This window comes from Luteolibacter sp. SL250, assembly GCF_026625605.1.
Classification (GTDB): domain Bacteria; phylum Verrucomicrobiota; class Verrucomicrobiia; order Verrucomicrobiales; family Akkermansiaceae; genus Luteolibacter.
Window position 1 is genome coordinate 1049322 of sequence record NZ_CP113054.1, and the last position, 20769, is coordinate 1070090.

Annotated in this window: 17 protein-coding genes; 11 read left to right on the plus strand and 6 right to left on the minus strand. The window is 62.7% G+C overall.

Going from position 1 to position 20769, the window contains the following annotated elements:
- Positions 1-13: 13 nt before the first annotated feature.
- Positions 14-571, minus strand: a complete 558-nt coding sequence (locus OVA24_RS04690) for a LysM peptidoglycan-binding domain-containing protein (protein ID WP_267674001.1) — start codon at positions 569-571, stop codon at positions 14-16.
- 198 nt (positions 572-769) lie between these two features.
- Between OVA24_RS04690 and OVA24_RS04695 the strand changes: the two genes are divergently transcribed.
- From OVA24_RS04695 to OVA24_RS04705, 3 genes are read left to right on the plus strand one after another with little or no spacing between them, the layout of a single operon-like run.
- A complete protein-coding gene (locus OVA24_RS04695; RefSeq protein WP_267674002.1) occupies positions 770-1774 on the plus strand; it encodes a metallophosphoesterase in 1005 nt (334 codons plus the stop codon).
- Positions 1774-2952, plus strand: a complete 1179-nt coding sequence (locus OVA24_RS04700) for an alpha/beta hydrolase family protein (protein WP_267674004.1) — start codon at positions 1774-1776, stop codon at positions 2950-2952. The genes OVA24_RS04695 and OVA24_RS04700 overlap by 1 nt, the downstream gene beginning before the upstream one ends.
- Positions 2949-3947 (plus strand): right-handed parallel beta-helix repeat-containing protein, encoded by a 999-nt coding sequence (locus tag OVA24_RS04705; protein ID WP_267674006.1) that lies wholly within the window; start codon positions 2949-2951, stop codon positions 3945-3947. Before OVA24_RS04700 ends, OVA24_RS04705 begins: the two co-directional genes overlap by 4 nt.
- A gap of 176 nt (positions 3948-4123) precedes the next feature.
- Here the strand turns inward: OVA24_RS04705 and OVA24_RS04710 are convergent, their stop codons facing one another.
- A complete protein-coding gene (locus OVA24_RS04710; protein ID WP_267674008.1) occupies positions 4124-4777 on the minus strand; it encodes a hypothetical protein in 654 nt (217 codons plus the stop codon).
- A gap of 1 nt (position 4778) precedes the next feature.
- Entirely contained in the window at positions 4779-6767 is a 1989-nt protein-coding gene (locus OVA24_RS04715) for an alpha-amylase family glycosyl hydrolase (RefSeq protein ID WP_267674009.1), read from the minus strand.
- Positions 6768-6894: 127 nt separating this feature from the next.
- Between OVA24_RS04715 and OVA24_RS04720 the strand changes: the two genes are divergently transcribed.
- The 5 genes from OVA24_RS04720 (at position 6895) to OVA24_RS04740 (ending at position 13031) form a co-directional block, all read left to right on the plus strand.
- Complete coding sequence (locus OVA24_RS04720) at positions 6895-8496, plus strand: sodium:solute symporter (protein WP_267674011.1); 1602 nt, start codon at positions 6895-6897, stop codon at positions 8494-8496.
- A 429-nt stretch (positions 8497-8925) separates the two neighbouring features.
- A complete protein-coding gene (gene dnaA, locus OVA24_RS04725; RefSeq protein WP_267674013.1) occupies positions 8926-10365 on the plus strand; it encodes a chromosomal replication initiator protein DnaA in 1440 nt (479 codons plus the stop codon).
- A gap of 111 nt (positions 10366-10476) precedes the next feature.
- On the plus strand, positions 10477-11574 hold the full coding sequence (dnaN, locus tag OVA24_RS04730; RefSeq protein WP_267674015.1) for a DNA polymerase III subunit beta: 1098 nt from the start codon (positions 10477-10479) through the stop codon (positions 11572-11574).
- 24 nt (positions 11575-11598) lie between these two features.
- Complete coding sequence (locus OVA24_RS04735) at positions 11599-11928, plus strand: MotA/TolQ/ExbB proton channel family protein (RefSeq protein WP_267674017.1); 330 nt, start codon at positions 11599-11601, stop codon at positions 11926-11928.
- Entirely contained in the window at positions 11925-13031 is a 1107-nt protein-coding gene (locus tag OVA24_RS04740) for a HupE/UreJ family protein (RefSeq protein WP_267674019.1), read from the plus strand. Before OVA24_RS04735 ends, OVA24_RS04740 begins: the two co-directional genes overlap by 4 nt.
- Here the strand turns inward: OVA24_RS04740 and ruvA are convergent, their stop codons facing one another.
- Complete coding sequence (gene ruvA / locus OVA24_RS04745; protein ID WP_267674020.1) at positions 13032-13628, minus strand: Holliday junction branch migration protein RuvA; 597 nt, start codon at positions 13626-13628, stop codon at positions 13032-13034.
- A gap of 30 nt (positions 13629-13658) precedes the next feature.
- A complete protein-coding gene (locus OVA24_RS04750; protein WP_267674021.1) occupies positions 13659-14492 on the minus strand; it encodes a PEP-CTERM sorting domain-containing protein in 834 nt (277 codons plus the stop codon).
- Positions 14493-14627: 135 nt separating this feature from the next.
- Here OVA24_RS04750 and OVA24_RS04755 point away from each other — a divergent pair, with 135 nt between their 5' ends.
- Positions 14628-17081, plus strand: a complete 2454-nt coding sequence (locus OVA24_RS04755; protein WP_267674023.1) for a DUF1592 domain-containing protein — start codon at positions 14628-14630, stop codon at positions 17079-17081.
- A 5-nt stretch (positions 17082-17086) separates the two neighbouring features.
- Positions 17087-18370 (plus strand): DUF1552 domain-containing protein, encoded by a 1284-nt coding sequence (locus OVA24_RS04760; RefSeq protein ID WP_267674026.1) that lies wholly within the window; start codon positions 17087-17089, stop codon positions 18368-18370.
- Between the two features lie 6 nt (positions 18371-18376).
- Here OVA24_RS04760 and OVA24_RS04765 read toward each other — a convergent pair whose 3' ends face one another.
- On the minus strand, positions 18377-19189 hold the full coding sequence (locus tag OVA24_RS04765; RefSeq protein WP_267674028.1) for a PEP-CTERM sorting domain-containing protein: 813 nt from the start codon (positions 19187-19189) through the stop codon (positions 18377-18379).
- Between the two features lie 140 nt (positions 19190-19329).
- On the opposite strand from OVA24_RS04765, the gene OVA24_RS04770 reads away from it, so the two are divergent.
- Entirely contained in the window at positions 19330-20673 is a 1344-nt protein-coding gene (locus OVA24_RS04770; RefSeq protein ID WP_267674030.1) for a Gfo/Idh/MocA family protein, read from the plus strand.
- Positions 20674-20769 lie beyond the last annotated feature (96 nt).

The window sequence follows — 20769 nt, forward strand, 5'->3', positions numbered from 1 at the left end:
GGAAGGAAGCCTGTTACCTCGGGATCACCAGGACCTTGCCCGGCTGGATCAGGGAACCCTTGATGCCGTTCGCGCGCTGCAGGGCGGAAACCGAGGTCTTGTTGCGTGCGGCGATGGCGGAAAGGGTATCTCCCTTTTTGATGGTGTAGCGGGCGGTGGCGGGCTTTTTCGCCACCGTCTTCTTTGCCGTGGCCTTCGGCTTCGTGGAAGCTGTGGAGGCGGATGTCCTGCGGGTGGTGGTGGTGGTGCGGGAGGCGGTCTTCACCTGGGTGGGCCTCGAGATCACCGGGGTGGAGGAAATCCGGCCGGGTTGAGGGGTGTTCTCGGCAGTCGGGATCGGCACGGAATCCGACGGCGGTTCATCATTCATGACCAGGGCGTCACCTGTCTGTGAGCCTCCGCGCTTCCATTTGGAGGGATTGTCGGCCCATTCCTCGATGTAGTTGCCACGGCTGTCGAACGGTCCGGTCCCGGAGGGATTGTTGTTGCTGGCCGTGGATCCCGTGGAACCGCAGCTCGCGAGCAGCAGCGCGGTGCAGCCCGCGGCGGTCATCTGGAGAGCCAATTTCATGGGCGGAAGTATGGCGTTCCCTGCCGGTTTGGCAAAGCATTGTTAAATTGACCGTATTTTTTGAAACCCTTTGTGTGGAAAATCGGCTTTTGGGATGGAACCGGCGGGAATGAGGGCTCCGTGTTTTCCGGAATTGGCGGAGGCGCCGCGAACCTATTGCAAGAGTAGGGCGGGGATGGACAGTATCCGTATCAACCCATGAAAGAATCCGCCGAAATTCCTTCGTTCCGCCGCCGGGACGTCATCAAGACCCTCGTTTTCAGCAGTGCCGCGCTCGGCACCGGCTGGCCGGGCCGGGCTGTTGCGGCCTCGCCGGAGCTGAAGTTCGGAAAGGATGGCGTCCACTTCCTCGCTGTCGGCGATTTCGGGACCGGGAACGCGGCGCAGAAGCAGGTGGCGGAGCGGATGAACGAGTTCGCCGGCAAGTTGGGGAGCCCCTTGGCCGCGGTCCTTGCCCTGGGCGATAATTTCTACAACCACCTGGAACCCGCGCGGTTCGGTCCGGGTTTCGAGGAGATGTATTCGAAGGAGCACCTCGATGTCCCCTTCTACGCCTGCCTGGGGAACCACGACTACGGTCCGTCCTATGACTCGAAGCAGGGTCGGGCGAAGGCGGACATGCAGCTTGAGTATGCGAAGGCGAACCCCACCTCCCGCTGGAAGATGCCGGCGAAATGGTACGCGGAGGAGTTCTCCGCCGCCGGGAAGCCGCTGGTGAAGATCATTTACCTCGACTCGAACAACTTCGAGGGGGCGCTCACCCCTCAGGAAAAGGTGGACCAGAAGCGCTGGCTGGAAGCGGAACTGAAAAAGGAAACCAAAGCGAAGTGGACGTGGGTGGTGAGCCACTATCCGGTCTTTTCCGACACCACAAAAAGGAAGGACAACCAGGGCCTGATCAAAAGCTGGGGTGGTTACTTCCAGGAGAACCCGATCTCGCTCTACCTCTCCGGCCACGACCACAACCTTCAGCACCTCCAGGTGGAGGGCTACCAGCCCAGCTTCCTCGTCTCCGGCGGTGGCGGGGCGAAGCTCTATGAGATCACGGACACCGGCCGGGGATTCTCCAGGCCGATCCTCGGCTTCAACCACATCCATGTGAATGATGAGCGCATCCTGGTCCAGCTCATCGACGGTGATGGCAACCGGATGCACGCGTTCGAAAAATCCCACAAGGGAGACATCAAGATCCTGAAGGCCTGATGAAACTGTCCGCCTTTCTCTGCTGGTTGGGACTCGCGGTGGTGGCCGCCGCTTCGCCGTGGCCCGTCGATGAACTGAAGAAGGTGCCCCTTTCCCAAGAGCTGCCAGACAAGGCGGTGGATGGGGTGAAGGCGGTTTTCATCGATGGTCCCGGTTATTCCGAACCGGGCAAACCGACCCGATTTTTCGCTTACTACGGCATCCCGGAAGTGGCGGCTGGGGAGAAGGTGCCGGCGATGGTGCTGGTCCACGGCGGCGGTGGCTCGGCATTCACTTCATGGGTGAAGCTGTGGGTGGACCGCGGCTACGCGGCGATCTCCATGGATACCTGCGGCTCGGTCAGCGGGGGTGGTTACAGAAATCATCCCCGCCATCCCTTGGGAGGCCCTCCGGGGTGGGGCGGCTTCGACCAGATCGGACAGCCACTGGAGGATCAGTGGACGTATCACGCCGTTTCGGATGTCATGCTGGCCCATTCGTGGATCCGGGCGCAGGACGGAGTGGATGCGGAGAAGACGGGAATCACCGGCATCTCGTGGGGTGGCTATCTCACCTGCATCACCGCCGGGGTGGATGACCGGTTCAAGTTCGCGGTGCCAGTGTACGGCTGCGGATTCCTAACGGACAATTCCGCCTGGCTGGATGCCTTCGGAAGGATGGGGCCGGAGAACAAGGAGAAGTGGCGGGCGAACTGGGACCCCTCCATCTACCTGCCGCAGGCGAAGATGCCGATGCTGTGGGTCACGGGGACCAATGACTTCGCCTTTCCCATGGACTCCCTCCAGCGATCCTACCAGCAGCCGCAGGGTGACCGCTTCCTCGCCATCCGGCCACGAATGCCCCACGGCCATGGAGCGGCGGGGGAGGCACCGGCGGAGATCCATGCAATGGCGGATGCGGTTCTGAAAGGTGGCCCCGCCATGGCGAGGGTGGCTCTCGGTAAGCGGGATGGCCGGAAGGTTTCCGCGACATGGACCGGTGGCGGGAAGATGGTTTCCGCGGCGCTCAACTACACCACGGACGAAGGGCAGTGGCAGAAGCGCGTGTGGAAGGAAATCCCCGCGACGCCCGGCGATGGCCGCGTGGAGGCGGAACTGCCGGAAGACACGAAGGTCTATTACTTCAACCTGCAGGATGGGACGGGACTCGTTGCCAGCAGCGAACACGAAACCTTATGAAAGCCATCTGCCTGTTCCTCCTTTCCGCCGTATCCGCCATCGGGGCGGTCCATGAGGTGGCGGATTTCAAAGCTCTGGAGAACGCCTGCGCGACCGCGTTGCCCGGCGACGAGATCGTCATCGCAAAGGGGACGTACCGCATCACCGGCAACTCCAGGATCTGGATCACCGGACGTCCCGGGCAGGTCACGGTAAGCGGCGCGACGGGAAAGCCGCAGGACGTCATCATCGAGGGGGACGGGCAGGACGCCAAGTCGGTGCAGATGATTTTCGAACTCACCGATTCCCCGAAGTGGACGTTCCGGGACCTGACGGTGCGGAATTCCTACTATCATGGCTTCAAGTTCAATGCCTCTTCCACCGACTGCGTCCTGCGGAACGTGGTGATGCGCGACCACGGTGAGTCCGGGGTCAAGGGCACCAGTGATCCGGACAAGGGCCACTACCCGGACCGCCTGCTGGTGGATGGATGTGACATCGGTTTCACGAAGAAGACCGGGGGTACCCGCAGCGTGGTGGAGGGAATCGACGGGGTGGCCGTGAAGGACTGGGTCATCCGCAACAGCCGCTTCGTGAACGTGCAGAAAAACGGCGGCCCCGCCTATGGCGCGTTCACCAAGGGCAACTCGCTGGATACGGTCATCGAGGGCAACCGCTTCGAGAACTGCTTCATCGGCGCGTCGTTCGGCGGTGGCGGCACCGGTCCGGCCTACTTCCGGGATCACGACCGCTCGCTGGAGCATCGCTGGGGGGTGATCCGGAACAATGTCTTCATCAACTGCACGGACGCCGCCATCTACATCAACAAGGGGAACTCCTGCCTCATCGAAGGCAATCGGATGACCGGCTGCGGGATGAACATCCAGCTCCGCTTTCCCGAGACGACCGGTTGGGTGAAGGAGGGGAATGTCACGGACAACGAGAAGCAACCGTTGGTCCACCTCAGGGACGGGGCGGTGCTGCTCAAGGGGGAACCACCCGTGGGGAAGCCGTAGGAGATTTTCCGTAGCGGGATGGCTGCGCCATCACGGTTGGGTGGATGGGTGCCATCTCCGATTCCAATGCGTCATGGATGCCATCATTTCTCCGGACGGAGCCGCAGGGATGTCAGTGGATCTCCCCAACCGGAATGGCGCAGCCATTCCGCTACCCGGGCAGCCAGATGTCGCGGCTATTCCAGCTCGAGGGTCCTGGTCGGGAGCGGCGGCGGACCCTTTCCTCCCGTCGGCGGTTCGACGTCGATGTCATGCTCGAACAGCTCCATCGCCGTCTTCGCGACCTTGACGGTGTCGTAGAACGCGTAAGCTCCCACACCGAGGGCGCCGACCACCGGCAGCCAGCGGGAGACCGCCTTGCCGAGCGATTTCTGGGTGATCTTCACGCCGATCTTCTTCGCGATCTTCTCCAGCACCTTTGGTGAAAGCTGGCGCACCAGGTAGCGGTCACCCACGCGCACGACGACATCCCGCACGGCCATGGCCGCACCGTGGCGGAACAGGCAGTAGACCATCTGCTCCCGGGACAAAGCCGCGGTCTTACCGTAGGCCCCGGCGATGTCGGCCACCATCTGGGTCTGGATCTTCCACATGGTATGCAGCTCCGGCAGGATGGTCAGCCAGCCGATGGGGCCGGGTGGCAGGGCCAGTGCTCCGGCGGCGGCCGCCGCTTTCGCCGCCGCGGCATTCGCGATCGCTTGTGCGCTCTGGTGGGGCGTGATGCTTTCCGACTGCTTGGTCTCGGGGATCTTGCCGAGGAACTTCAGGATCGCGTTGGCGATCTTGTGGCCCGGCTGGTCGGGATCGGGGATGACGGGGAGGTTGTCCATTTCACATTTTCGCGAACACCAGTCCGGTGCGCGACGGAATATAGACATGGAGCCGGCCATCCGCATCCACGGGATAGTCGAATGAATGGTCAACCCGGCCGTGCCCGCCGAAGTCCCGCGCATCGCTGTCCAGGACGAGCTTCCGCGTCTCCGTCCCGGGGACGGAGAAGGTGAAATCGAAGACGGACTGGCTGACGGAGAAGCTCAGGACGAAAACGAGGTTCGCCCGTTCGAAGCAGAGGATCTTCCGCTCGCGGTCCACGTGGAGATACTGGGCGGGGGCGGCGGCGAGCAGGTTGGTCTCCCGCGCCAGGGTGATGAGCGCGCGGTCGAAGTCGGACAACCAGTGGTATTTCAGTTCCGGGTTGTCCATCAGCGACCACTGCCTGCGGCAATGGTGGTAGGACCAGCCGTTGCCCTCGCGCGGGAAGTCGATCCACTCCGGATGACCGAACTCGTTGCCCATGAAATTCAGCCAGCCCTCACCGCCGACGGCCAGGGTGATCAGACGGATCAGCTTGTGGATGGCGACGCCGCGTTCCACCACAGGGTTCCGGTCCTCCTTCCCCATATGGAAGTACATCTCCTGGTCCATCAGGCGGAAGGCGAGCGTCTTGTCCCCCACCAGCGCCTGGTCATGGCTTTCCGCGTAGGCGATGGTCTTCTCCCCGTAGCGGCGGTTCGCGAGGATGCCGAAGATTTCATCCATGTCCCAGTCCTCGTCGCGGCTGTGCTTCAGCAGCTTGATCCAGTGGTCAGGGATGCCCATGGCGAGGCGGTGGGTGAAGCCGATGCCGCCGTCCTCCAGCGGCTTGCAGAGTCCCGGCATGCCGGACATGTCCTCCGCCACCACGATCGCGCCGGGCTTGATCTCCCGGATGAGCTGGTTGGCGAGCTGGAGGTAGAGGATGGCGTCGCCGTCCGCATCCGCGCCGAAGTAGTCGTCGTAGGTGCTGAACGCCTTGTCGCCGCGGGAGTGGTAGAGCATGGAAGTCACGCCGTCGAAGCGGAAGCCGTCGAAGCGGAACTCCTCCAGCCAGTAGCGGAGGTTGGAGAGCAGGAACTGGCGTACTTCCGGTTTGCCGTAGTCGAAGCACTTGGAGTCCCACAGCGGGTGGTCGCCGCGTTCCCCCGCATGGAAATACTGGTTCCCGGAGCCGTCGAAATCACTCAGCCCCTCCGCGGTGTTCTTCACCGCATGGGAATGCACCACGTCAAGCAGCACCGCCACGCCAAGGCCGTGGGCGGTGTCGATGAGGTATTTGAGGTCCTCCGGGGTGCCGAAGCGGGAGCAGGCGGCGAAGAAGGAGGACACATGGTAGCCGAAGGACCCGTAGTAGGGATGCTCCTGGACCGCCATGACCTGCACCGTGTTGTAGCCCGCTTTCACGATGCGCGGCAGGATGCCGTCCGCGAACTCCCGGTAGGTGTGGACGCGGGCTTCCTCCCCGGCCATGCCCACATGGGTCTCATAGATCAACGGGGTGCCGACCACGGTGGGATCGAAATCATTCCGCCACACGTAGGCCTGGGGTGGATTCCAGATCTGGCCGCTGAAGTCATTGGTGGAGGGGTCCTGGACCGCCCGGCGGATACAGGCGGGGATCCGGTCGCGGCGGCTGCCATCCGCACCGATGACGTGCAGTTTCACCCGCTGCCCGTGCTGGAGCGCGTCGCCCGGCAGGCGGAGTTGCCAGACACCGCCGCTGGACGGGGCGAGCGGGTGGCTTTCCCGGTTCCAGCCGTTGAAGTCTCCTGTCAGGAACACACCTCTCGCCGCTGGGGCCCACTCGCGGACCATCCACTGGTTGGCCGCCGCATTGTGGAGGATGCCGGAAAATTTGTGGCCGGTGGCGTAGGCGGGCAGCGAGCCGGATGTCCGCCGGATGTCCGCCAGCGTCGTCGCGAAGTGGTTCATCCTCCCCTCGATGGCGGCTTGGTGGGGGGTCAGCCAAGGATCGTCACGAACGAGTTTGGGAGCTTCCGACATCGCCGCGCAGCATGCCGGTTCCGGATGGTGGCGGAAAGGGAAATGTACGGGAAATGCGGATCAACCCGGCATCCGGAATGCTGCTTATTAGCTTGGATCGGCGGTGGGGAAGCCTAGTTTGGCGGGCATGTCGGAATTCGGGTTGGATCTGTTCATCGTCGGCGTCTATTTCGCGGTCATCATCGGGATCGGCCTGTACGCGGCCAGGGGGCAGAAAACGATGGAGTCCTACGCGTTGGGAGACCGCTCCATGCCGTGGTGGGCGGTGCTGGCGTCCATCCTCGCGTCGGAGATCTCAGCCGGCACATTCCTCGGCACACCGGGGGAAGGTTTCGCGAAGCGGAACTTCATCTACGCGCAGCTCGTCATCGGCACCATCCTCGCCCGCTTGCTGGTGGCTGCGATTTTCATCAAGCCATTCTACAAGTACAACGTCGTCAGCATCTATGAGTTCCTGGAGATCCGTTTCGGCAGGCTGACCCGGCGGCTGGCGTCCTTCGTTTTCCTGCTGACTCGGTCTCTCGCCAGCGGTTCGCGCATCTTCGTTGCCGCCATCCTGCTGGTGCTGGCATGGGAGGTGGTCCATCCCGAGTTCATGGCCATGCCGAAGGAGGAGCGCTTCGTGCAGGAGATGTTCATCTATGCGGGGGCGGTGGTGCTCATCACCTTCCTGACCGCCATCTACACCACCCTCGGCGGGATCAAGGCCGTGGTGTGGACGGACCTCATCCAGGTGTCCCTGATGTTCGGCGCGGCCTTCTACGTGTTCTTCTGGCTGCTCGGGAAAACGGGTGGCTGGGAGGGGTTCACCTCATCGGTTGCCACGCCGGTGGCGATCGATACGGGCATTCGTGAGGACCACAAATCGATCGGTGAATCCATCTACTTCATCCTGTCCCAGGAATACACCATCTGGGCAGCGTTGCTCGGCTCCATCTTCACGACCCTCGCCACCCACGGCACGGACCAGGACATGGTGCAGCGGATGCTCACCTCGAAGGACGCGAAGAAGGGTCAGCGCGCCGTCATCGTCTCCGGTCTGGTTGACCTGCCGGTGGTGGTGGGTTTCCTCGCCATTGGCATCCTCATCTACCGCTTCTATGAGATGAACCCGGGGCGTGCTCCGGAGGGGGATCCGGGCATCTTCGCCTGGTTCATGGTCCATGATCTCTCACCGGGCCTGCGTGGACTCATCGCGGCCGGCCTCTTCGCCACGGCCATGGGCTCCCTCTCCACCGCGCTCAACGCGCTGGCGACCACCTACACGAAGGACTGGTACGTCGGGGTGTTCCGGCCGGACGCCACGTCCGAGCAGCAGATGAAGGCCGCGAAGAAAGCCACCATCGTGTTCTCCGTCCTGCTCGCGCTGATCGGCATCGGCACCGCCTTCGTGAAGCTGAAGAATCCCGAACTGCGGATCATCCCGATCGTGCTCGGCTCCTTTGGTTACACGTATGGTTCGTTGCTCGGGGTCTTCCTGGTCGGCATGCTGACGAAGAAACGCGGGAACTGCGCCGGCAACCTCATCGCCATGCTTTGCGGGTTCATCGTCGTCGGCCTGCTGACCAACCTGCCGAACGACGTGTGGAAGATGGTCACCGGGAACGAGATGTACAAGAATCCTTCGTGGTTGCCCATGATCTCGTTCACCTGGCGGATCATGGCGGGCACCCTGGTCACCGTGGGAGTGGCGCTTCTTTTCCCCTCCCGCAATCGGTTCGAAGCGTGAAAAATGGGAGGTGCGTTTTGCTCCGGTGGCAAACCGGTGTTCTTGTGAATACGGCGTGCGCCGTAGATCGTTGCAACGGCTTGGAATGTGCGTCCGTGCGAACCACCGTGCGTGGGTGAATGCCTTGTAGAATGGCGGAAATGTCACATGCAGGGTTCTGTCTGTTAGAGATTTACGCACGCTCCGGCGGCTTCGGCGATTCCGATATTTTGGCTTGGTTTAGTATTCGGGAGATCAAGTTTTAAAAAAAATTAGCCGTGGAACGCTTGTGGAATGCCGGACTGCGGCATGTGCCCGCCGGGGGTTTTCTAAAAAAATTTTCCCTGCCCCGGATCGGTCTGCATGATGGTGACCCAGCAGCGCTCGAGGGGCTTCCGAAACGAAGCGTGCGCCGCAAATAAACTCATAAATTTTTCATACCAAAGCATCATGTTGGAAAGGCAGGGAGTGTCGGTCGAAGAGAATGATCTAACAGGATACTCCGAGGAGGGTTCCGCCGGACAGGGCGGTTGGGGGCAGGCTTGTGAACTGCTGCGTTCGATGGTCGGCAACGACGCGTTCCAGCGTTGGTTCCGTGCGACCGAGTGGCAGGGTCTGGAGGATGGCGTGGGACGCGTGGCGGTTCCCGGTGAGATCCACCAGGTGTGGATCGAGACCAACTACATGCCGGAGCTGAACATGGCGCTGAGCCAGGCTTTCGCCGACCTCCGCGATGTGAAGGTGGTGGTGGGCGGCGCCATTCCCGGGGAAGTCCCATCCTCCGAGCCGGAGGCGAAGGGCTACGTCTATCAGTCCCCTGCGAAGACTCCGGAGGAGCGGGGGGAGGCGCTGGAGCGCCGCATCAAGAACGCCGGCCTGAATCCCGCGTTCACGTTCTCCAGCTTCGTGGTGGGCAGCAACAGCCAGTTCGCCCATGCGGCGTGCGAGGCGGTGGCGAAGAAGTCCGGCGTCGGTTACAACCCGCTCTTCATCTATGGTGGTCCGGGTCTGGGCAAAACCCACCTCATGCAGGCGGTCGGCCATGAGTTGCTGAAGCGCAACCCCACCTCCCGCGTCATTTACCTCACCTGCGAGAAGTTCACCAACGAGTTCATCGACGCGGTGCGGAAAGGCGACATCGAGAAATTCCGCCGCCGCTACCGCAGTTCGGACGTCCTGCTCATTGACGATGTCCAGTTCCTGGCGGGCAAGGACCGCTCCCAGGAGGAGTTCTTCCACACATTCAATACCTTGCTGGACGGTCGCAACCAGGTGGTTCTCACCTGTGACCGCCCTGCCTGTGAGATCAAGAGCCTGGAGCCGCGTCTTGTTTCCCGCTTCGAGTGCGGCCTGACCGTGGAGATCCAGCCGCCGCTCATGGAGACGCGGATGGCCATCCTCAAGAAGAAGGTCGCCGACTGGAAGGTGCGCGTGGATGAGACCGTGCTGGGATTCCTGGCCGAGAAGATCCGCACCAACGTCCGCCGCCTGGAGGGCGCGCTGATGCGGGTGGCCACCTACGCCTCCCTGGCCGGTGAATCCGTCGGCGTGGACAAGGTGGAGCACCTCCTGAAGGACCTCCTCCGTGAGGAGGCGGGCCGCCAGGTTACCATCGACTCCATCCAGAAAGCCGTCGCGGAGCACTTCGACGTGCGGGTGGCGGACATGACCAGCCGCCGCCGTCCGGCGAGCATCGCTTTCCCCCGCCAGGTGGCCATGTATCTCAGCCGCAGCATGACGAAGGTGTCCCTCATGGAGATCGGCGAGCAGTTCGGCGGCCGGGACCACGGAACGGTCATCCACGCCTGCAAGAAGGTGGCCGGGCGGATGAAGGAGGAGGGCGAGGTCAGGCAGGTCGTGGACCGGATCGAGGCCCAGCTCCGGCGCTGAGCCGCGGGATTCCCGGAGGTGCGCGAGTACCTCCGGATTTCCAACAGAAGGCTTGCCAAGGAAGGTTGAAAACGGAAACTACGGGCCAACTCGATCCGTAGTTTTCTCTCCATGAAGTTCCGTATTTCCAAGGAAGCGTTCCTCGATGGCCTGCAGAAGGTCCAACACGTCGTGAGCTCGCGCACGACCCTCCCGATCCTCTCCAACGTGCTGCTGGTGGCCAAGGGAGGCCGCCTGCAATTCACCACGACGGACCTGGATGTGGGAATCACCGGTTCCGTGGAAGCGCAGATCGAGAAGGAAGGCGCGACCACGCTGCCTGCCAAGCGCCTCGTGAGCATCGTCCGGGAGCTTCCTTCCAGCGAGGTGGAGGTGTCCGTGGACTCCAAGAACCACGCGGAAATCAAGAGCGGTCCTTCCCGTTTCAAGATCATCGGCCTGGGTGAGGCGGAGTTCCCGCCACTGCCGGACTTCGAGGGTGCGAAAACCTTCAAGATCCCCCAGAAGGATCTCCGCGACGGACTGAAGAAAACTTCCTACGCGATCTCCACGGACGAGACCCGCTACGTGCTCAACGGCATTTTCGCTTCCTTCCGCGAGGGCAAGCTGACCCTGGTGGCCACGGATGGCCGCCGCCTCGCCATGGTCGATACGGATCTCGAGTTCCCGGCCTCCCATGAGACGGACGTCATCATCCCGACCAAGGCGGTGCAGGAACTCCAGCGCCTCCTCGGTGACGAGGGCGACGTGATCGTGAAGCTCAGCGACAACCAGATCTCCTTCCAGGTCGGCGACAACTTCCTCGCCAGCAAGCTCATTGAGGGCAACTACCCGAACTACCGTCAGGTCATTCCGGGCGACAGCAACGAGCGGGTCATCATTTCCCGTGAGGCGCTGCTGGAAACCGTGCGTCGCGTTTCCCTCCTTTCCTCCGACAAGTCGAACTCGGTCAAGATGGTCTTCAGCGAGAACAACATCCAGATCACCGCGAACTCTCCGGACGTCGGTGAGGCGGAGGAGTCCATGGATGTGGCCTACAACGGCCCGCGCATCCAGATCGCCTTCAACCCGGAATTCCTCCAGGCCCCGCTGCGCGCCCTGGACAGCAACGACGTCTATCTGGACCTCATCGATGAGATGAGCCCCGGCGTCCTGCGCATTGAGGGTTCCTTCCTCTACGTGCTGATGCCGATGCGCGTCACCTCCTGAGGCTCCCACTAGCACAAGATTCCAATGGAAGCTCCGCCCTCCGTCGCCGTGGTCCATGTTGATCCCGTCTGGCGGAAGAAGCGGAGCTTCTGGATTTGGAACATCGTCATCAGCTCCATCCTGATGATCTTTTCTCCAGTCGCCGCCATGATGGCGACCATGGTCGGGATGAAAGGAGCCTTCGGGGCTTTGGGAACGAGCGGGGCTGATGTCGGAGCGCTTGGCGACCACATCGGGAACGTGATGGTGGCGACGACAATCGGCCTGGGAATTTCGGCGATCATGTTCATCTGGATGGTGGTCGCTATCATCCGGCTGTGTGTGTTGCCCGCGCCCGTGGAGGCGACGCCGTGAAGCGCGTCGCCCTGTTTTTCGGATGCTGGCTGGCCTTGATGGCGGCAGCGTCCGCCCATGTCGTCACCCAGCTCTACGCGGAGTCGAAAGGGACGCCGGAGGCATGGTCGATGGAAGTGCTTTTCGAAGCGGGCTTCGCCGTGCCTGCCGTCCGTGAGGACCCCGTGGCGGCCGCACCGGACCGCCAATGGCTGCTTGCCCAAGGGCAGGAAGGCTGGGCTGTCCTCCGCACGGAGGCGGAGCGGTACCTGCGCGAGTGCCTGGCTGTGGAGTCCGCCGGACAAGTGGTGCAGTGGAAGGCGACGTTCATCGACTTTGATTCGGACCCTCCTGCATTTCCCGTCCTGCTTACCAACGGCGCCTACCTGCGGATCAAGGTCGATCCCGTGAATCCCGTTGCGGAGCCTGTTACCCTGAAATGGGCGGCGGGGGAGGGGCGTCCAACCTTCATCCTGAAAACCGCAGGTTCGGATGGCGGATATCTCACTTTGGAGCCCGGAGGGAGCGGAGCGGTCGGGGGTGATGTCGTAGAAGAATCACAGGCCCGCGGTGCCCTGCTGACTTCATTCCGGCAGGGCTTCCTCCATGTCGTCCCGGAAGGCTGGGACCACGTGCTTTTCGTGCTCGGCCTGTTCTTCTATCGCAGGAAATGGCGGCCGCTACTTTCCCAGTCGCTGGCGTTCACCGCCGCGCATACGGTCACACTCGGACTGGCGGCGGGTGGGATCGTCAAGGTGTCGGGAAACTGGGTGGAGCCGGTCATCGCCCTGAGCCTGGTGGCGGTGGCACTGGAGAACCTCCGCGCATCAAAGGAAGCGGATGGCCGGGTGAGGCTGGCCGTCATCTTCGGTTTCGGACTGATCCACGGCCTCGGCTTCGCCGGTGCGCTCTCCGTCTGGCTCAAGCCCGGGGATGGTTTCCTGCCATCGCTGTTGATGGCGAATCTCGGAGTTGAGACCGCGCAGGCGGCGTTGCTGGCAGGAGCCTGGATTCTCACCATCGGCTGGAACTCCACGCCCGCCTACCGCTGGGTGCGGCTGGCAGCTTGCCTCGGCATCGCGGGCATTGGCTCGTGGTGGGCGTTCGAGCGGATCTTTCTCTGATCACCCCTGGAGCGCCCGCAGCGATCCGCGGATGAGGATTTCCGTCGTCGCCGCAGGATCGGTATCCAGCACCTTCTTCACCGCCTTCCGCGCGTCCACCTGCTTGTAGCCGAGCGCGATGAGCGCCAACTCCGCATCCGCCGCGGCGGCGCTGACAGAGCCGGAAGCGGCATCCGTCCAGGTATCGACGACGCCCACCTTGTCCTTGAGCTCCAGGACGATCCGTTCCGCGGTTTTTTTCCCCACTCCCTTCAGCTTGGAAAGGGCGGCGGTATCCCCCGCCACCACCGCCTGCTTGAACCGGTTCGGCTCCATGCCGCTGAGCACCGCGACCGCCATCGTCGGACCCACGCCGCTCACGCGGTCGATGAGCAGCAGGAAAATATCCCGCTCCTCCTCCGTGGCGAAGCCGAACAGCTTCTGGCCGAGCTGGCTGAAATGCAGGTGCGTGCGCAGGTCCACCCGGGTGCCCTCGGACGCGTGCAGCCGGTCGAAGGTGGAGAGGGGGACAAACACCTCATAGCCCACACCGCCGGCGTCCACCACCAGACGGTTCGGGTAGGCTTCCAGGACGGTTCCGCGCAGTCGGGCGATCATGCGGGGATTTTGTCCGGCCGGGGGAGAAGGTCAATGGGCGATGCGGCGGCGGACAAAGCAGAGTAGGCCGGACAACCCGGCGAGCAGGCCGGAGGAGGGCTCCGGAACGACGTTGATTGAATCGATGGACCAGGTGAGGACATGGTCGGCGGTGGGGCTGCCTGTGGTCGCTCCGCCGAAGAGAAGATTGGATGCACCGTTGGTCGCACCCTGATTCCGGAAGTTGAGGCTGGCGGCGCTGAAAAAGGTGCTGCCATCGTTGATGGACGCGGAATAGGTCTGGCTGGCCGGGTCCACGGTGACGGTGAATGAATAGACGACACCGCTTTGCAGCATCATGCCGGTCATCTGCATGTCACCGGGCACGAACGTGTTTTCGCTGGTGGTGGTGGATGACGAACCATCGTAAAAATACCACTCCCCGTCGGAGAAGTCGGTCGAGTTGTCCCCGCCCACCACCCCGATGAGCCAGGTGAAGTTGGCGTTCGTGCCATAGTCAACCGCGGTCGATGCCCCGAAGTGGATGCGATCGTCATAGCTGACGAAATTCGAGACGTTTCCATCATATCTCCAGTTGAATGTCAGTGTGTATGGAGACGCGGCCATGGTGCCGATGCTGCGGCTGATGCCCGCGTTGCTGCTGGTTGTTGTGCCGGTGGTGACCGAGAGGTAGCTGCCTCCGCCACTGAGTGGATTGGTGGAAACCACAGTTCCGGTCGAGGCCCCCTGCGTCCACCCTGCCGACCATCCAGTCCCGGAGTTCGGGTAGGTTCCGGTGTCGAAATTGTCCGTGAGCGCGGCATGTGTGATCGCGGGTGCCAGAAACGCACCGGAAATGCAGCAAATGGGGAGGGAGATTCTCATGGATTTTGGGGATTTGTGGGATATTATGGGGAAATATTGCTTTTTGGCCAGATTGAAATCCGGGATCACCCCAAAGTGTTATCTGTTCGCAGATTGAGGAAAGGCGGCTGGGGGTGTATCCGTATCCGGCGCCTCTTGAACTTGCTCCGCTCCGTCCTCCCTGTCCTGTTGTTCACGGCGATCGCTGGTGCGGAGATTCCGCGCGAGCTGATCGGTACCTACTGCGTCAGTTGCCATGACGCGGAGGAGAAGAAAGGCGGCCTGGATCTGGAGGCGCTGGAATGGAGGCCGGGCGACCGGGCGAACCAGGCGATATGGGTGAAGGTTTTCGATTTCATCGACAAGGGCGAGATGCCGCCGAAGAACCGCAAGCAGCGGCCGGACGCCGCGGAGGTGGAGGAATTTCTGGGCGGACTGGGGAAGGAACTCACCGCGGCGGATGAGAAGCGTGAGGCGGCGAGCGGCCGGACGGTCCTCCGCCGCCTGAACCGCGTGGAGTATGAACGCACGCTGCACGACCTGCTGGGCATCCGCACGCCGCTGACGGTGATGCTGCCGAATGACACGCCCATGCACGGGTTCGACACCGTGGCGGAGGGACTCCGGCTTTCCACCCTCCAGATGGAGAAATACCTGGAGGCGGCGGACAAGGCCATCGACGACGCGATCCGCCTGGAACCGAAGCCAGAGTTGGTGAAAGACCGCTTTGAGATGGTGGAGAACCAGGAGGTCCGCTGGCACCTGGAGAAGCCGGAGGGCAAGGGCGATGGCGCGGGTGGCGCCGGGCCGCACCGGCATCTCCTGCGCATGCTGCCGGACGGGGTTGTGTTCTTCAACACGGGCTATCCCTCGGCCCAGATCAAGCCCCCGAAGGAAAAGCCGCGGTCACGGCCGGAAGGAATCTATAAGGTCCGCATCAGCGGATATGCCTACCAAAGCCCGGGGGTGTCCGTCCCGATGCGGGTCTATGGCAACAACTACAAGGACAAGCAGCTCCTCGGCTGGTTCGAGATGGAGCCGGACAAGCCGCAGGTGGTGGAGTTCACGACCTTCATCCGTGGCGGGGATTTCATCCAGATCGAGCCCTCCAACACCGGACAGGATAAGGAAGGAAAGAACGTCTATAACACCCCGGTGAAGGACTTCACCGGTTCCGGCCTGGCCCTGCAGTGGGTGGAGGTCGAGGGACCATTGCTGGAGACATGGCCGCCGAAGGGTGTGGCGACCTTGTTCGGTGACATCCCGGTGGTGGAGTTGGACGAGGAGGCCAGGAAGAAGAACAAGAACGTCGCCTACGAGATCAGGCCACAGGATCCGAAGGCGGATTCGCGGCGGGCGCTGGAGCAGTTCGCCGGGAAAGCCTTCCGCCGTCCCCTGGAGGCGGGTGAGGTGGACCGCTACGTCGGCCTGACCCACGCGGCGCTGGATGAGGGCCAACCGTTCATGGAGGCGATGCGCATCGGCTTCCGGGCGATCCTCGTTTCCCCGCAGTTCCTTTTCTTCCGGGAGGACCATGGAAAACTGGATGACCACGCACTCGCTTCCCGGCTGTCCTATTTCCTGTGGAGCAGGCCGCCGGATGGCGAGTTGCTGAAGCTGGCTGCAGAGAAAAAGCTGTCCCAGCCGGAGGTGCTGCGCGGCCAGGTGGAACGGCTCCTGAAGGACGGGAAGTCCGCCGCATTCGTGGAGGACTTCACCGGGCAGTGGCTGGATCTCCGGAACATCGATGCGACGACGCCGGACGCGAAACTGTATCCGGAGTCCGACGAACTGCTCCGCCTTTCCATGCCGGAGGAGACGAAGGCCTACTTCGCGGAAATGCTGCAGGCGGACCTGCCGGTGACCACGGTGGTGGATTCCGACTTCGTGATGGTGAACGGACGCCTCGCGGAGCACTACCAGATCCCCGGAGTGAGCGGGCAGGACATCCGGAAGGTGAAACTGCCGCCGGACAGCCCGCGCGGCGGCTTCCTCACCCAGGCGAGCGTTCTCAAGATCACGGCGAACGGAACCACCACCTCTCCGGTCCTGCGCGGCGCGTGGGTCATGAAGCGGATCCTCGGCCAGCCACCTTCGCCGCCACCGCCCGGTGTCGGCTCCATCGAGCCGGACACCCGCGGAGCCACCACCGTGCGGGAGCAGCTCGCCCTCCACAGCACCTCGCAGAGCTGCGCGGCCTGCCATGCGAAGATCGACCCGCCTGGATTCGCGCTGGAGAGCTTCGACGTGATCGGCGGCTACCGGGAGCAATACCGCTCGCAGGGTGAAGGCGGAAAATTGATCGAGCTGTCGAACACCCGGGAGAAACGGAAGTATGTGAAGTATGGCCAACCTGTGGATGCCAGCGGCACCCTGGACGGGAAGGCATTCGTTGACATCCGGGAGTTCAAGAAACTGATCCTGGAAAAGCCGGACCAGTTGATGACGGCGATGGCCGGCAAGCTGGCGACCTACTCCACGGGTGCCGGTATCAGCTTCGCGGACCGCAGGGCGGTCGCAGAGATTTCACGCAAAACGAAAGAACAGGGCGGCGGGCTGCGAACCCTAGTTCACCAGGTTGTCGCCAGCCCGTTGTTCCTATCCAAGTAAAAGTCATGCACCTCCGCTCCGCCCCACTCTCCCGCCGCACCTTTCTCCGTGGTGCCGGTGTCACGATGGCGCTGCCATTTCTGGAGGCCATGCTGCCGGTGCGCGTGCTCGCCGCTGCATCCGCCGCCGCCGCGCCGAAGCGCATGGTGGCCATCTGCACCAGCCTGGGCATCTACGGGCCCGCGCTTTTCCCGAAGGAGACGGGAAGGGGATACAGCTCCACCCCCTACCTGGACCTGCTGAAGGACTACCGGGATGACTTCACCATTTTCTCCGGCCTTTCCCATCCGGAGCAGTCCGGGCCGGACGGCCATGCCTCCGAGCAGACCTGGCTGACTTCCGCCCGCCACCCGGGCATGGGTGGGTTCCGCAACACCATCTCGATCGACCAGTCCATCGCGGAGAAGATCGGCCTGCAGACGCGCTACTCCTCGCTGGTGCTGGGGACCAACGGCGTGAGCCAGAGCTACACCCGCAGCGGGGTGATGATCCCGGCGGAAACGACGCCCTCCAAGGTGTTCGCGAAACTTTTCATCAACGGCAGCAAGGCGGAGGTGGAGAAGCAGATGCGCAAGCTCCGCGAGGGCCGCAGCATCATGGACAGCGTGGGGGAGGAGGCGAAGCGCTTCAGCTCGAAGGTGGGTGCCGGGGACAAGGACAAGCTCGACGAATACTTCACCTCCGTCCGTGAGATGGAGGGCCGCCTGGCAACGGCGGAGGAATGGGTCCAGAAGCCGAAGCCGGACATGGAGGAGAAAATCTCCGCCGACGTCAGCGAGGCGAACGACATCATCGGCCGCACGCAGTTGCTTTTCGAGCTGGTGCCCCTGGCCCTCCAGACGGACAGCACCCGGCTCATCACCATCCTCATCCAGGGTCGCGGAGACGTGCCGCCGGTGCCCGGTGTCAGCATGGACCACCACAACCTTTCCCACCACGGCCAGGATCCGGAGAAGATCCGCCAGCTTGAACTGATCGAGAAGGCGAAGCTCACCGCCTACGGCAAGCTCATCGGCTCCCTGAAGGGGAAATCGGAAAGCGGCGGCACGTTGCTCGACAACACCTCCGTCCTTTTCGGAAGCAACCTCGGCAACGCGAACAGCCACGACTGGCGGAACCTGCCGGTACTGCTGGCAGGTGGAGGCTTCCAGCACGGCCAGCACATCGCCTGCGACGCGAAGGACAACACCCCGCTGGCCAACCTCTTCGTGCAGGTCGCACAGAAGATGGGCGTGGAGATCGACGAGTTCGGCAGCAGCAGCAAGGCGTCCGTGCCCGGCTTCGCCTGAATTGGCCTACCTCCTCCGTCGCCGGAAGGCGAAGGATCCGGCCATGCCCGCCGTCAGCAATGACGACGGCTCCGGAACCTGTACGATCTGGATCGCGTTGAGGAACCCGCGCGTCTGTCCGGACGTCCCGTCGACCGCGATGTTGAGGAATTCTCCATCCGCGATGGTGATGGTTTGCTTCAGGTAGTTCGTGTTGTCCACCCACGCGGTGTTCGCACCGGTGCTCATGCTGATCGACTCGGAAGAGTAGCCGGAGAAGTCGAAATTTCCCGCGCTTGCGCTGGTTCCCAGATGAACCTGGAAAGTCTGCGCGCTTGAGGTGTTGGTGTTCCGGGTGAGGGTGTAGATGTCGTAGGTGCCCGCCGCAAGGCCTGAGATCTGCAGGCCCAGGGCGATCCGGTTGGTGGTCGCGTTGTTGGCCGTGGAGTTGGAGAAAATCGCGTATCTGCCGACGGAATTGTTGGCATAGATGTTCGAGCTGAACGCCGTCCCTGTCACCGCGGAGTGCCCGCCGGGCTGTGCGGCGAGGTTGATGCTGGTGGATCCGGTCGAAGGCGCGACGCCGAGGTTGATCCCGAGAGAGGATGAAGCTCCTGCGGCGTCCACGATGCCGCTGCCGACATCCGCCGTAGTGAGGTTGTTCCAGACGGTTCCCGCGAAGGACGGGTTCTCCGTGTGATAGGGGCTGTTGGTCTGATCCTGAACCGTGGTCGGCACGTTGAGCGGGTCACCTCCGTTGCCGAAGTTCAGGAAATAGACGGCGGCTGATGCCTGGTTCAGGAGCAGCAAACAGACGAGGAAAACGGACGGGGGTTTCACGTGCGGAAAAAAATGGGTTCCCGCCATCATGGGGAGGAGGAGGGGGATTTCAAGCAAGTTCGGCGGTCCCCGGCTGCGGCATTGGCCCGGAGGTGTCAGAATCCTTGCGGCACCTTGGCATCGCGGGTAAATCTCGGGGAATGAATCGCAGGAATTTCCTCCAGACCGCTGGCCTCGCGGCGGCCCCGTTCATCCTCACCCGGAAGTCGCTGTTCGCGGAGGAGGTTTCGGACAAAAAGCACCGCGTCGGGCTGATCGGCTCCGGATGGTATGGGAAGTGTGATCTGCTCCGCCTGATCCAGGTTTCGCCGGTGGATGTGGTTTCCCTCTGTGACGTGGACTCCGTGATGCTGAAGGAAGCGGGCGATCTGGTCGCCTCCCGCCAAGTGTCGAAGAAGGTGCCGCGGCTCTACGGCGACTACCGTGAGATGCTGAAGGAAAAGGACCTGGATATGGTGATCATCGGCACGCCGGACCATTGGCACGCGCTGAACATGATCGCCGCGGTGGAGTCCGGCGCGGACGTCTATGTGCAGAAGCCGACCGGCGTGGATGTCGCGGAGAGCGCCGCCATGCTGGCCGCCGCGCGGAAGCATGGCCGAGTCGTCCAGGTGGGCACGCAGCGCCGCAGCACGCCGCATTTGATCGAGGCGATGAACGACATCATCAAGGCGGACAAGCTCGGCAAGATCTCGCACGTGGAGATTTATTGCTACTACCACATGCGCTCGAAAAAGAACGAGCCTGCGGGCACTCCTCCGGCGAACTTCGACTATGAGATGTGGACCGGCCCCGCGCCCATGCGGCCCTATGTTCCGACCGTCCATCCGCGGAGCTGGCGGGCGTTCATGGAGTATGGCAACGGCATCGTCGGTGACATGTGCGTCCACATGCTGGACATGGTGCGGTGGATGCTGGATCTCGGCTCGCCGAAAAGCATCAGCAGCAGCGGCGGCATCTTCATGGACAAGGCCAGCGCGGCGAACATTTCCGATACGCAGACCGCGACCTTCGAGTTCGATGAACTGAACGTCATCTGGAGCCACCGTTCCTGGGGTGATGCGCCGGATCCCAAGTATCCGTGGGGGGCGACGTTCTACGGTGAGAAGGGCACGCTGAAGGCGAGCGTGAATTCCTATGACTTCATCCCCCGGGCGAAGGGCGAGGCGGCCATCCACCGCGACTGCGTGATGGAGCTGGATAAGTATGTCGAGGACCAGACCGAGAAGGATCTGGAGAAGCACGTCGCCCCGGCCATCCGCGGCCACATGATCGACCTGCTGAAAAACATCCAGTCGCGTGGCAAGCCGGTGGCCGACATCGAGCAAGGCCACATCTCCAGCGCGGCGTGCATCCTCGCGAACAATGCGATGAAGCTGGGCAGGACGCTCCGCTGGGATGGCGCGAAGGTCATCGAGGATGATGAAGCGAACGCGCTGCTCGCGCGGCCCTACCGTGCGCCTTGGGTGCATCCGGGAGCCTGATCAGCGCGGGATGATCCCGTCTGAAATGTTCTGAAACGATCATCCGTGTGTTCTGTCCGAATCCAACCGGCAAGCATCGCCGCAAGGGACTTGCCC